The organism is Corynebacterium suranareeae, from assembly GCF_002355155.1.
Classification (GTDB): Bacteria; Actinomycetota; Actinomycetes; order Mycobacteriales; family Mycobacteriaceae; genus Corynebacterium; species Corynebacterium suranareeae.
Genome location: NZ_AP017369.1, coordinates 2,896,400 through 2,909,611, shown reverse-complemented (window position 1 = coordinate 2,909,611; position 13,212 = coordinate 2,896,400). Strand labels below are relative to the sequence as shown.

The 13,212-nt window shown below is 51.4% G+C and carries 12 protein-coding genes and 4 tRNA genes; 13 read left to right on the top strand and 3 right to left on the bottom strand.

Features of this window, described 5'->3' with window-relative positions; genetic code table 11:
• Positions 1–26: 26 nt before the first annotated feature.
• The 12 genes from N24_RS13460 to N24_RS13405 all read left to right on the top strand — a co-directional run bounded on the left by N24_RS13460 (position 27) and on the right by N24_RS13405 (position 9,037).
• Positions 27–977 (top strand): class C sortase, encoded by a 951-nt coding sequence (locus N24_RS13460; protein WP_231911020.1) that lies wholly within the window; start codon positions 27–29, stop codon positions 975–977.
• Positions 977–2,608 carry a SpaH/EbpB family LPXTG-anchored major pilin gene (locus N24_RS16390; protein WP_096458101.1) on the top strand — a complete coding sequence of 544 codons (1,632 nt, stop codon included), beginning with the start codon at positions 977–979 and terminating at the stop codon, positions 2,606–2,608. The genes N24_RS13460 and N24_RS16390 overlap by 1 nt, the downstream gene beginning before the upstream one ends.
• Positions 2,605–3,546, top strand: a complete 942-nt coding sequence (locus N24_RS13450) for a class C sortase (protein WP_096458098.1) — start codon at positions 2,605–2,607, stop codon at positions 3,544–3,546. Before N24_RS16390 ends, N24_RS13450 begins: the two co-directional genes overlap by 4 nt.
• Before the next feature lie 10 nt (positions 3,547–3,556).
• Positions 3,557–4,381, top strand: coding sequence for an alpha/beta hydrolase (locus N24_RS13445; protein ID WP_096458095.1), 825 nt, complete (start codon positions 3,557–3,559; stop codon positions 4,379–4,381).
• Between the two features lie 58 nt (positions 4,382–4,439).
• The gene (locus N24_RS13440; RefSeq protein ID WP_096458092.1) at positions 4,440–5,162 is read left to right on the top strand and encodes a DsbA family oxidoreductase; all 723 of its coding nucleotides are present in this window, start codon (positions 4,440–4,442) and stop codon (positions 5,160–5,162) included.
• A 109-nt stretch (positions 5,163–5,271) separates the two neighbouring features.
• Positions 5,272–5,344, top strand: a tRNA-Glu gene (locus N24_RS13435).
• A 41-nt stretch (positions 5,345–5,385) separates the two neighbouring features.
• Positions 5,386–5,459: transfer RNA gene (locus N24_RS13430), tRNA-Asp, on the top strand.
• Between the two features lie 716 nt (positions 5,460–6,175).
• Positions 6,176–7,372 (top strand): ADP-forming succinate--CoA ligase subunit beta, encoded by a 1,197-nt coding sequence (sucC, locus tag N24_RS13425; RefSeq protein WP_096458088.1) that lies wholly within the window; start codon positions 6,176–6,178, stop codon positions 7,370–7,372.
• A 21-nt stretch (positions 7,373–7,393) separates the two neighbouring features.
• Complete coding sequence (sucD, locus tag N24_RS13420) at positions 7,394–8,278, top strand: succinate--CoA ligase subunit alpha (protein ID WP_096458086.1); 885 nt, start codon at positions 7,394–7,396, stop codon at positions 8,276–8,278.
• A gap of 120 nt (positions 8,279–8,398) precedes the next feature.
• Positions 8,399–8,472: transfer RNA gene (locus tag N24_RS13415), tRNA-Asp, on the top strand.
• A gap of 32 nt (positions 8,473–8,504) precedes the next feature.
• Positions 8,505–8,580, top strand: a tRNA-Phe gene (locus N24_RS13410).
• A gap of 166 nt (positions 8,581–8,746) precedes the next feature.
• A complete protein-coding gene (locus tag N24_RS13405; protein WP_096458083.1) occupies positions 8,747–9,037 on the top strand; it encodes a GNAT family N-acetyltransferase in 291 nt (96 codons plus the stop codon).
• A 367-nt stretch (positions 9,038–9,404) separates the two neighbouring features.
• Here N24_RS13405 and epsC read toward each other — a convergent pair whose 3' ends face one another.
• Together epsC and cysK are read right to left on the bottom strand one after the other, a co-directional pair.
• The gene (gene epsC / locus N24_RS13400) at positions 9,405–9,971 is read right to left on the bottom strand and encodes a serine O-acetyltransferase EpsC (RefSeq protein WP_167382122.1); all 567 of its coding nucleotides are present in this window, start codon (positions 9,969–9,971) and stop codon (positions 9,405–9,407) included.
• A gap of 139 nt (positions 9,972–10,110) precedes the next feature.
• Positions 10,111–11,046, bottom strand: coding sequence for a cysteine synthase A (cysK, locus tag N24_RS13395; protein WP_096458076.1), 936 nt, complete (start codon positions 11,044–11,046; stop codon positions 10,111–10,113).
• Between the two features lie 666 nt (positions 11,047–11,712).
• Here cysK and ramA point away from each other — a divergent pair.
• Positions 11,713–12,558 (top strand): acetate metabolism transcriptional regulator RamA, encoded by an 846-nt coding sequence (ramA, locus tag N24_RS13385; protein WP_096458073.1) that lies wholly within the window; start codon positions 11,713–11,715, stop codon positions 12,556–12,558.
• A gap of 50 nt (positions 12,559–12,608) precedes the next feature.
• Here the strand turns inward: ramA and N24_RS13380 are convergent, their stop codons facing one another.
• Positions 12,609–13,181 carry a cob(I)yrinic acid a,c-diamide adenosyltransferase gene (locus N24_RS13380; RefSeq protein ID WP_096458072.1) on the bottom strand — a complete coding sequence of 191 codons (573 nt, stop codon included), beginning with the start codon at positions 13,179–13,181 and terminating at the stop codon, positions 12,609–12,611.
• Between the last annotated feature and the right edge of the window lie 31 nt (positions 13,182–13,212).

Below are 13,212 nucleotides of genomic sequence, written 5' to 3'. Positions count from 1 at the left end.
TTCCACCAAGAAAGGGGTGTCCTGTCATGGTTCAACAATTAGATACCGTGCCTAAAGGCACCCCTTTGTCTGGACTAAAAAAGCGCAGCAAAGGAAAATTCACGGTTTCTTTATGTTTGCAGCTTGTTGCAATGCTCGGGTTGGCGGTGTTGTTGTACCCGGATGCTGCAGATTGGTTTGCCACGCGTAACCATAATGCGGAAGTGTCTGGTTATGCCCGCCAAGTTGAGCAGATGCCCGCGCAATCCAAGATGGATGCATTGAGCAGTGCCAGGGAGTACAACACTCATATTCCTCAAGGTGTGTTGCGGGATCCTTTTGCCGCTACTTCTTTAGATGATGCTTTTTCACGCGATGATAGTTACCAGTCTTATCTTGGGGAACTAAGCGTGGAGGATAGCGACACCATCGGTGAGGTGGTGTATGCGGATCTTGGTATTTCGCTTCCTATTTATCATGGCACGACGGATGATGTCCTTTCCAAGGGCGTTGGACACCTCTACGGAAGTTCGCTTCCGGTCGGGGGTGCCTCAACGCACTCGGTGATGACAAGTCATTCAGGTTTGGTCCATGCCTCACTTTTTACGAAGCTTCTCGACGCCCAGATCGATGATGTGTTTTATGTATCGGTGATGGGGGAACAACTGTATTACCAGGTGCGGTCAATTGAAGAGGTGTTGCCGGAGCAAACCTCATCGTTGAAGATCGTCGATGGCGAGGATTGGATAACCCTGCTTACGTGTTCACCCATTGGTATTAATAGTCATCGATTTTTAGTTCATGCACAAAGAATTCCCACACCACCACAAAACACAGAAACTGTTATCGCTGGTGATGGAGTTCTGGCTGGTTTTCCGTGGTGGGCTGTGCAGTTTCTTGCGGGCTCCGCATTTGTTGGCTGGTTAATCTTCCGGCCTGTGAAGAAGCAACCTAAACATGCGCTTAAGCGCCGATACTCAAAAAGGGCGGAGAAATAATGTCTGTGAGAAGACTCTTTCCTATCGCTATGGTTTTTGTCTTGGCTGTTGTTTCAGCGGTTTTTGCTGTTCCGGCGCACGCAGATGACGCAGATTATGCCATCGAAATCCATAAGTTTGAATCTCCGCATGGATTGTCCTTTGCAGCTAATGGGTTGCCGCAAGATACCAACGGATTAACCCCTGTTGCAGGTGCAACGTTTAAAGCCACTGTGGTGTCAGGGTTTGATCCTTTGACAAATGAGGGACAGCGCGCGATTGCGCAGCTTAGTGTTGATGAAGCACTCGAATCGATCAAAGGGAAAAGCCCACAGGCAACTGTAAAAACTAATTCTTTTGGTGATGGCTCATTATCACCGCTCAGTGCTGGGTTATACCTTGTTCAGGAAACAGATATTCAGCCAGGATTTGTAGGTAGTGCTCCCTTTTTGGTGGCCTTGCCGTTAACTAATCCGGCAACCCAAAATTCTTCTTTATCTACTGTGCACGTGTATCCCAAAGATGCCCTGGCCGGTATTACTTTGGATGTTCGGGATGACCATGTTGTAAAACGTGGTGACACCATCTTTTGGACTTCCCATTCAAGTATCCCGATGCTTGCAGATATTGATGGCTATCAGATTGTGCACACTATCGCCCCGCAGCTGCGGCCAAATGGAAAAGTCACGGTTGGTTTTGATTGCTCTGATTGCCCAGCACTTGAGCAAGACGTGGATTACACCGTGGTGTTTGATGATCAAAGCAATTCCTACACGATAAATTTCTTGGATAAAGGGTTGCGAAAGTTAGAGGGAGTCGTCGAAAAGCATCCCACCGCACAAGTGGAAGTTGAGCTGAGCACTGAAGTGCTCCGCGCTGGGATACATGAAAACACCGTTGAGTTGTATCCCAGCAAGGAAGCAATTAAGAATCGTCGCGGTGTTGCTGATACGGCAGAGACCAAGGGTGGGCCCTTGACGATTGTGGTGCATGAAGTAGACAATCCTGCTGAGCGCATCGCTGATACCGGTGTGCGTCTGTTCCTCAGTGAGCAAGACGCGCGTGCGGGGATAAATCCTGTGGAAATTGATGGTGTTTCTGAGTGGTTTACCGGACCAGATGGTCGTGTTGTTATTGATGGCTTGAGGTTTTCTGGCTTCGCGAATGGTTTGGATATTCCGGAGAACTCCGAAAAATTCCGCCGCTATTGGGTTGTGCCGACAAAAATTCCAGACGGTTGGTTTTTAGTTAATGACCGTCCACAATTCGGACACGTTTACAGCACTGACGAACCTGAAGAGGTTGTTTATTTGGTGCAGCGTGCGCCAGATAAAATTGAAGAGGGATTAATCGACAAGATTATTGTTGGAATCATCCCGTTTATCCCATTTCTAGGCTTTGCAGGGGGATCAAGCGGAGGATCCAGCGACAGCAGCGGATCTAACGGATCCAGCGATAGCAGCGAAGCCAGCCAACCCAGCCAAGACGGCCAATCCACCGAAGGAGTAGCCGCACAGCAACCGGGGACAAGCGGTAAACAGTCCCTTGCAGAAACTGGTGTGCAAATTACAGGAATCGTACTCCTTGGATTGGTGCTTATTGGGATTGGATTCGTGTTGGTCACGCGTCGAAAAGTGCAGGATAACCAGTGACTGTACTTGAAAAGGAAGCCAGTCAAGGGCCTAAACACCGTCTACAAAAACAGCCCCGAACCCGTAAACAGAAGCAGCGTCTTTTAAGCAATATTGTGCTGCAATTTTTAGCCATGGTTGGTATTGGTTTGTTGTTGTACCCCGATGCGGCGGACTGGGTGAATTCGCTGAGCCACAATGCGGAGATTTCTGGCTACGTAAAGCAGGTGGAAAATACCTCACCCGAGGAACGCCAACACAAATTAGATGTGGCCTATACCTATAATGATCAGCTTGATCCAGGTCCCTTGACGGATCCTTATCTTTCAGAAGCTGAAGATGCTGCCTTGGGGAGTGATCTTTACAAAGCCTATGAGGAGATGCTGCGACTAAACGGCACGGATGCCATCGGAACCGTGAACTATCCGGGGGTGGATATATCGTTGCCGATTTATCACGGCACCACCAATGAGGTGATCAGTAAAGGTGCAGGCCACATGTATGGAACTTCGCTGCCAATTGGTGGCCCATCCACCCGTGCGGTGATGACCGCTCATAGCGGTTTGCCCCACGCCAAGCTTTTTACCGGCCTCCACAAAGCTGAAGTGGGGGATACCTTCTGGATTTCCGTGTTGGGTGAAGATCACTACTACCAAGTCCGCGAACTTGAAACAGTCCTGCCCAATGAGACGGATTCTTTGACCATCATTGACGGCGAGGATTGGGTGACGTTATTTACCTGCACGCCGGTCGGTGTGAATAGCCACCGCTTGCTCGTTCACGCAGAAAGAATCCCTGCTCCTGAAAATTCGGGTGATCAAATCATCGGTGGTGACGGCATTACCGCAGGTTTCCCCTGGTGGCTGCTCATCTTTATCGCAGGTTCCGCGTTGGTTGCGTTTGTGTTGTTTAAGCCGGCGAAGAAAAAGAAAAAGGACACACCAAAAGAGGTTTTGTAAGGTTGGGTGCATGAGTAACCCATACGAGGCCTTCCTACCGCTTTCGCATCGTACAGGTATTCAACCAGAACACACCTGGTGGGAATGGGCATCGGAAAGGGTGCACATTGCAAGGAAGCGTCGAAAAGCGCCCGTCCGCGTCATCGTCGTCCATGGCCTAGGCACGCACAGCGGCGCCCTCTGGCCCCTCGTCGCGGCCATTCCAGGCGCGGACCTCGCCGCGATAGACCTGCCTAAAACCCCGCTTTACGACGACTGGCTGCGCCTTTTGGAAGCCTTCATCTCTTCCGAACACGACGACCGCCCCCTCATCCTCATTGGCGCAGGCACCGGCGGATTACTGTGCGCGGAAGCAGCGCACCGCACCGGACTGGTGACCCACGTGATCGCAACATGCCTGCTTAACCCCTCCGATCAGCCAACGCGCCGGGCACTGTTTAGATTCTCGCCTTTGACCAGACTTATCCAAGGCCCGCTGCGCAACCGCGAACTACCAATGACCCGGGTGCTGAACTTCAACAAAATCAGCCGCAGCCCCGCATTGGGAAAACTGTGCGCAGCCGATGAACACAGCGGAGGATCAAAAATAACCTGGGGATTTTTAGCATCCTTCTTCCAGCACAAAGCAAAATTTGGCACCACTCCGGTCACCCTCATGCACCCCGAACACGACAGCCTCACACCCGTCGAATTAAGCCTGCGCACCCTAGCACGCATCAAAGGACCAACCGAAGTAGTGATGCTCAAAGACTGCGGACATTTCCCCATCGAAGAACCAGGATTTACCACCATGGTTGAAACCGTCACGAAAATCATCAAAAGAAATAGTTTGTAGCCAATCGTGGTTGCGATAGGGGAGTCCTTAAAAGCAAACAAACAAGGTTGGTACAGATATGGCTGTTTCAAAAATGAAAATCGAAGTGTGGAGCGACATCGTGTGCCCCTTCTGCTACATCGGCAAGAAACGCCTCGATGACGCTCTCAGCAGATTTGACCAGGCCGGACGCATCGAAGTGGAATACAAAAGCTTTGAACTTGCTCCAGGCCTAGAAACACATCCATTGCGCTCAACCACCGAGCATCTCGCTGAGGTCAAAGGCATGAGCATCGAGCAAGCCCGCCAAATGAACTCCCAAGTCCAAGCAATGGCGCAAGCCACCGGCCTTGAGATGAACCCTGAAGACACCATCGCAGCCAACACCATCAACGCTCACCGCCTCACCCACATTGCAAAAGCACACGGAAAACAACAAGAAGCGGCACAGCACCTTTTCAAAGCCCACTTCGTTGACGGCAAAAACATCGATGACATTGATGTCTTGGTCGAGATTGCTGCAGAGGAAGGCCTAGATGCCAATGCCACCCGCGAAGCACTCGAATCCGACGCCTACACCAACGACGTCCAACAAGACATCTTCGAAGCCCGCCAACTCGGTGTCCAAGGCGTCCCCTTCTTCGTCTTCGACCGCAAATACGCCATCAACGGCGCGCAACAACCAGAAGTGTTCACCGGCACCATCGAAAAGGCCTACGAAGAGTGGGCAGCCGACAACCCATCCAGCCCATTTGAAGTCATCGACGGCCAAAGCTGCTCAATCGACGGCACCTGCAACTAAACAACACAACATGGACGTCTAAGTGGCTTTATAAACCTGCAGGTCAGAGTGCGATTTTGCAGATTGAAAAAAGTCACGTATATTCATATCCAGTCGCCGAGAGCGACGAGCTCCCATCGTCTAGGGGCCTAGGACACTGCCCTTTCACGGCAGCGACACGGGTTCGAATCCCGTTGGGAGTACTACTTCCCCAAAGGAAGTAGCAGTTAAATGCTGCATATGAGGCCCTGTGGCGCAGTTGGTTAGCGCGCCGCCCTGTCACGGCGGAGGTCGCGGGTTCAAGTCCCGTCAGGGTCGCAGCAATGTGATAACAGAGGTTGTACTTTTTCTTTAAGAAAATGTACAGCCTCTGTTTTTGTTTCTTTGATTTTTGGAGTGTGTACTTTTCGGGGTTTATGGGGTTTCGACACCCAGATTATTTGGATTTGGCTAGGGCCGTTCCTAAAACCGTCATCTGGGACCAAATCCATAGGCATGTTCGGGGTCCTTGGTCACCAGATCAATTTTGTAGGCCGGGATAGCGTCGTATTCGACCAAAACCTCGTTTGGAATAAGCGGTCTTGGTCGTCAGGTGAAATGAGCTCAAAAACCAGATTCTGGGGCCAGAAAAAGTGGCCTCACAGGATCGCTTCTAAAGGCCTTTGCGGTGGCTGGTGATGTAAATGCTCATTCTTGATTTCCAGTGGCTTAAACGGGCTGTAAGCGATGGTGGGTTGAAAACTGACTGAAGTCGTATGTCGAGAAGTCGGCGTATTGGGCGCCGAGATCAATCTAGGTAAGTCGTTTGAGGCCTCTGTCGGGTGAGTAATTGACCGCGTGGGTTTGGGGAAACCTGCGGAAAAGTTCCCAAGTGATGTGGGGTGAGCACGGCAGATCCATTTTTGTTGCAATTTGCAAAGTTTACAGTGTTAGACTTCACAATACGATCATATTGGTGAGTTGAAACACGTTCTGTGGGGCAACTTGTTAGAGATATAGAAGGCTCTAAATGCGGGCCGGAAATGGAATTAACGGTGGATCTTTTTGAATACCAAGCTCGAGATCTCTTTGAAGCCCATGGTGTGCCAGTGCTGCGGGGCATTGTGGCATCAACACCTGAGACTGCGAGGAAGGCGGCGGAGGAAATAGGGGGACTGACCGTCGTCAAGGCTCAAGTTAAGGTGGGCGGACGCGGAAAGGCGGGCGGCGTCCGAGTGGCACCTACGTCGGCTCAGGCTTTTGAAGCGGCGAATGCGATTTTGGGCATGGATATTAAAGGTCATGCTGTTAATCAGGTGATGGTGGCGCAGGGCGCTGATATCGCAGAGGAATATTATTTCTCCATTTTGTTGGATCGCGCGAATCGTTCGTATCTGGCCATGTGCTCTGTCGAGGGTGGCATGGAAATTGAAATTTTGGCTAAGGAAAAGCCTGAAGCCTTGGCCAAGGTAGAGGTAGATCCGCTAACCGGAATTGATGAGGCAAAAGCTCGAGAGATTGTTTCAGAAGCCGGTTTTGAAGCTGACGTGGCGGAGAAAGTTATTCCGGTGCTGATGAAGATTTGGCAGGTGTACTACGAAGAGGAAGCAACACTTGTTGAAGTAAATCCATTGGTGCTCACGGATGACGGTGATGTGATCGCTTTGGATGGAAAAATTACGTTGGATGACAACGCTGATTTCCGCCATGAAAACCGTGGGGCACTGGCGGAATCGGCTGGCGGTTTGGACATTTTGGAGTTGAAAGCCAAGAAGAATGATCTGAACTATGTGAAATTGGATGGTTCGGTTGGAATCATCGGCAACGGTGCGGGGCTCGTGATGTCCACGCTAGATATTGTTGCAGCAGCTGGTGAGCGTCACGGCGGACAACGTCCCGCGAACTTCCTTGATATTGGTGGTGGCGCTTCAGCTGAATCCATGGCAGCTGGTTTGGATGTAATCCTTGGTGATAGCCAGGTACGCAGCGTATTTGTGAATGTTTTTGGTGGCATCACAGCATGCGATGTTGTGGCAAAGGGCATCGTCGGGGCATTGGATGTTCTTGGCGATCAAGCTACCAAGCCCCTGGTGGTTCGCCTGGATGGAAACAACGTGGTGGAGGGCCGTCGAATCCTGGCGGAATATGATCACCCACTGGTCACAGTTGTTGATGGCATGGATGCCGCGGCTGACTATGCGGCGCATTTGGCCAATCTTTCCCAGCACGGTCAATTTGCAACCGCGAACTAATTTAGGAGCACCTGTTTAACCATGTCTATTTTCCTCAATTCTGACTCACGCATCATCATCCAAGGCATTACAGGATCGGAAGGTTCAGAGCATGCGCGACGAATCCTAGCTTCTGGTGCGAAGTTGGTTGGTGGCACCAACCCGCGCAAAGCTGGACAAACTGTGAGAATCAATGACACCGATCTGCCTGTCTTTGGCACCGTCCAGGAAGCCATGGCGGCAACCGGTGCAAATGTCACGGTGATTTTCGTTCCTCCGGCGTTTGCTAAATCCGCGATCATTGAAGCGATCGACGCCCACATCCCACTGTGTGTGATCATCACCGAAGGAATCCCTGTCCGCGATGCATCCGAAGCGTGGGCCTATGCCAAGAAAGTGGGGCACACCCGCATCATTGGCCCGAATTGCCCAGGCATTATCACCCCAGGTGAATCACTCGCAGGAATCACACCAGCCAATATCGCAGGTTCAGGCCCCATTGGCTTGATCTCTAAGTCGGGAACGCTGACATATCAGATGATGTATGAGCTGTCGGATATCGGCATTTCCACAGCCATCGGCATCGGTGGCGACCCAATCATTGGAACAACGCACATTGACGCGCTGGAGGCTTTTGAGGCCGACCCTGAGACCAAAGCAATCGTGATGATCGGCGAGATTGGTGGCGACGCGGAGGAGCGCGCAGCAGATTTCATTTCAAAGCACGTAACCAAACCTGTGGTGGGCTATGTGGCAGGCTTTACAGCTCCCGAAGGAAAAACAATGGGCCATGCCGGCGCTATCGTAACGGGTTCAGAAGGAACAGCTGCCGCGAAGAAACAAGCATTGGAAGCCGTGGGGGTAAGGGTAGGGACAACCCCAAGCGAAACTGCGAAGCTGATGCGTGAGGTTGTTGCTGCTTTGTAGTTTAAATAGCCACAGATCTTAGTTTTAACCTGCGGATTTGTGGCTAATCATAAGGCCTGTGTAGAGTATTCATCTGTGCGCAGGACAGTGTGACAAACACTGAACAGTGCATGGCTTTAAGGCCCTGTGGCGCAGTTGGTTAGCGCGCCGCCCTGTCACGGCGGAGGTCGCGGGTTCAAGTCCCGTCAGGGTCGCAGGAGTTGGTCTATACTGTAGAGCAGCCCCTGGCCAGATAGCTCAGTCGGTAGAGCGTTCGCCTGAAAAGTGAAAGGTCGCCGGTTCGATCCCGGCTCTGGCCACCATCTACACCCGGTTTTATTTCCCTAGGAAATAAAACCGGGTGTCTTTGTGTTCAAAAGGTATAAAGGAGAAGTAGCCCCGGTGGATGACGGTTTATTTTTGTCGGGGAGCCCTTTCCAGTAATCCGGTGATTTAAGAAGCCTGGAAAACATACCTAGGAGCACACGCATGAGCGAGAACCAGAACATTGAAATTGTCCATAATGAAGGGCAGAAGCGCTTTGTTCTCAACGTAGACGGCACTCCCGCAGGGTTTGCAAGCTACTTGGATGGACCTGATTTCCGAAACTTTAACCACACTGTCATCAAGCCTGAATTCCGCGGACAAGGGCTTTCTGCACCCCTGATTAAGTTTGCTTTAGATGATGCCCGTGAAAACGGCATCCGCATCCATGATGCGTGCTCTGCCGTGGCGGGTTTTATTAAGAAGAACCCTGAGTATAAGGATTTAAAAAACTAGCCTTTCTTGTCTAAATCCCATCCGAAGGCTCAGTGAGCTACTTCCGTGCAATACAGTCGCGGAAATAGGTTTTGAGATGCGCCTGCGTTCGGTGTCTGCTTTCCGGGCCTGTATTTCGCGCCTGCCTTCGGTGCCTGCCTTCCGTGTGTACATAAGACCACAAGATATTGGCAAAAAGGTGGCCGAAATCAGGAAATCTTGTGGTCTTATGTACATCGGGACATCGGAACAACGGCATAACAGAAAAAACGGTTGAAACCCTTTGCTGTTAATGGCGCAGCCCCTTAATCGGCTCAAAATCTAAAAAAACTCACCAAATAAAAACAGCGCCCTACCTCAAACATCAGGTAGGGCGCCAATATTTTCTTTAAATGTAGTAATCGGGATCTACTAGTTTAATTTTCTCAGACTTACCGCGTGGTCGTGCTACTGCTGGAATTCCAACTGCGATGTGTTCAGCTGGTACATCTTTGGTGACAACTGCGTTAGCACCGATAGCGGAGCCTTCGCCGATGGTAATTGGACCTAAGATTTTTGCGCCGGCACCTACTGTGACGTTGTCGCAGAGTGTCGGGTGGCGCTTAGTTTGTGTGAGAACCTGTCCGCCTAGGGTTACACCGTGATAGAGCATGACGCCTTCGCCGATCTCTGCGGTTTCACCGATGACGATTCCCATGCCGTGGTCAATAAAGAAGCGTCTACCGATCGTGGCACCGGGGTGAATTTCAATGCCGGTGAGGAATCGGGTGAATTGGGATAATACGCGGGCTGGACCCCGGAAACCGGATTTCCACCAGCTGTGTGCGACTCGGTGTGCCCAAATGGCGTGGAGGCCGGAATAAACTATGGCGTTTTCTAAATCGCCTCGGGCTGCTGGATCGTGTTCACGGGCGTTTGCAAGATCTTCACGGATCATTTTTAGAGTCGAGAGCATGCTGGCAAGTCTAACAGCGCGTCTATTGGGCAAGTGGAAACTCGTGTGAGAAATATTCATCCAAGAAAAGCCAGACGCAAGCCCTAGATATCAAAAAACCACCCAAGCATGAAGCTTAGGTGGTTAACAACCGCAGGGATTAGTCGCGGATGTCTTCGTACAAAACGGTGGAGACGTAGCGCTCACCGAAGTCGCAGACGATGGTGACGATGGTCTTGCCAGCGTTCTCTGGCTTTGCTGCCAAGTCCAGCGCAGCCTTGATGTTTGCACCGGTGGAGATGCCGCCGAGGATGCCTTCGTCAACAGCAAGCTTGCGGGAGTAAGCGATTGCGTCTTCGTTGGAGACGGTGAGCACGTCATCGAGAACCTTGCGGTCTAGGACCTCAGGGATGAAGTTTGCGCCGATGCCCTGGATCTTGTGTGGGCCAGCCTTGCCGGTGGTAAGCAGTGGGGAAGCCTCTGGCTCAACAGTGTAGATCTCAACATTTGGGTTCTTTTCCTTCAGAACCTGGCCAACGCCAGTTACGGTTCCGCCGGTACCGAAACCTGCGACGAAGATGTCAACGTTGCCGTCGGTGTCTTCGAGGATTTCCTGAACGGTGGTTTCGCGGTGAACCTTTGGGTTTGCCTCGTTCTCGAACTGGCGAGCAAGGATTGCGTTTTCGCGCTCAGCGACGATCTCGTCTGCCTTGTCCTTTGCACCCTGCATGCCAGCTGCACCTGGGGTGAGAACAATTTCTGCACCGTAAGCGCGGAGCAGGACGCGACGCTCGTTGGACATGGTCTCTGGCATGGTGAGGACAACGTTGTAACCACGTGCAGCGCCAACCATTGCGAGTGCGATACCGGTGTTGCCGGAGGTTGCTTCAACGATGGTGCCACCTGGCTTCAGGTCACCGGACTGCTCTGCTGCTTCAATGATGGCCAGACCGATGCGGTCCTTCACGGAGTTTGCTGGGTTGAAGGATTCCAGCTTGACCAGGATGGTTGCGTCCAGGCCTTCGGTGAGCTTGTTCAGCTTCACCAGTGGGGTGCGGCCGATGGTCTCGGTGATGTTGTTGTACACGTTACCCATGTGGGGAGTGCTCCAATCAGTAATTGCTTTAACTTTTGTTGGACTGCCATAAAAGGAAAGTAGCCCCTGCGATTTGAGTGTACACAAAAAGCTAGCCAAGAAATAGACAGTTCTGTTCAGTATTTCTAGACCGAATGTTTTTGCAGGTAGAACCTAGTCCTAGGGATGAATATTTTTAACGGCGCTTGATGGTTGGGGTGTGGCGTCGAAAAGCATTTTTTAAAAAGCCTGTTGGTGGAAAAATCTTAAAGATTTGGCAGTCGCGTCTAATAATTTCATGTTTTTCGAACCAAAAAAAGTGTTCTAGGACACTATTTTTAGCAAACTTGAATCGTGTCGTTACCGCGAATGGGGGTAGTGGGTGTATTTGGGGATGAAAAACCGGACAACGATTTGTGATTTCCTTTAAAACCGTTGTGAACTGCACATTAAGTACCTATTCGGGGGTAACTTGATCGCCGGGGGTAGTGCTTAAGGGGTAGGGAACTTAATTGAATACCCCCGAAAATCAACGAAAATGGGCGCAAGTGTCAACATATTGATGATTTGCCTCGACTATGTTCACCCCCAAAGGGGAGGTACACTGTACCCTTGTCGAATGATTGTTACCCGTGGTTCGCTTAATGGGTGTACCAGCACGGGTGTAAAGCAGGAGGAAATCTGAAGGTGGATACCCAGCGGATTAAAGATGACGAAGATGCTATTCGTTCGGCGCTGACATCGCTGAAAACCGCAACAGGCATCCCTGTCACCATGTTCGCCACTGTCTTGCAGGATAATCGGCTGCAGATAACTCAGTGGGTTGGGTTGCGCACCCCGGCACTGCAGAACCTGATTATTGAGCCAGGCGTGGGTGTTGGTGGACGCGTTGTGGCAACTCGTCGTCCGGTCGGTGTGAGTGATTACACCAGGGCAAATGTCATTTCTCATGAGAAAGACTCCGCGATTCAGGATGAAGGCCTTCATTCCATCGTGGCTGTCCCGGTTATTGTGCACCGTGAAATTCGTGGCGTTTTGTACGTAGGCGTGCACTCGGCCGTGCGTCTTGGAGACACTGTTATTGAAGAAGTCACCATGACTGCCCGCACACTGGAGCAAAATCTTGCGATTAACTCCGCGCTGCGCCGCAATGGAGTCCCAGATGGTCGCGGATCCTTGAAAGCCAACCGCGTGATGAATGGCGCCGAGTGGGAGCAGGTGCGTTCCACCCATTCGAAGCTGCGCATGCTTGCAAACCGGGTCACCGACGAAGACCTTCGCCGCGACTTAGAGGAACTGTGTGATCAGATGGTCACCCCGGTCCGCATCAAGCAGACCACAAAGCTTTCTGCTCGCGAGCTTGATGTGCTGGCCTGCGTCGCGCTCGGTCACACCAACGTCGAAGCCGCCGAGGAAATGGGCATCGGCGCGGAGACCGTGAAGAGCTACCTGCGTTCAGTCATGCGCAAGCTCGGCGCCCACACGCGCTACGAGGCAGTCAATGCCGCGCGCCGGATTGGCGCTTTGCCTTAAAAATTTGCTTATCGACGCCACCCTCCGGCCCAAACCGGCCCGAGGGTGGTTTATCTTTTTCCGCCCGGAACCCATTTCACATCATCTCCATCATTGGCAACGCGTGAAAGAATAAACAGCAAATCGCTCAGCCTATTCAAATATTTGGCAGGCAGGGTAGAGGTGGTGTTCGGAAATTCCCGCACTGCAATCCAGGCTGCTCGTTCCGCGCGACGCGTAATCACCCTCGCTGTATGTAAGAGCGCTGCCGCTGGAGTTCCACCTGGCAAGATAAAAGAATCCAAGGCTGGCACATTTTCGTTCCATTTATCGCACTCCTTTTCCAGACGCTCGATATATTCCGGCAAGACCCGCAAGGGCGGATACTTCGGATCTTTCTCAATTGGAGTAGATAAGTCTGCTCCGAGATCAAAAAGTTCATTTTGAATAGTGCGCAATAATGATGCCATTTCATCGCTCGGGTTGCCCAAGGCTAGCACCTGACCGATAGCGCAGTTGGCTTCATCCGCATCAGCGAAAGCAATCAAACGTGCATCATCTTTGGCAACACGTTCAAAATTGGAGAGTCCAGTGGTTCCATCGTCTCCGGTGCGCGTGTAAATCTTTGTTAAATGTACGGCCATAACCTCAAACTTTAGCTGTCGTTACGCACAA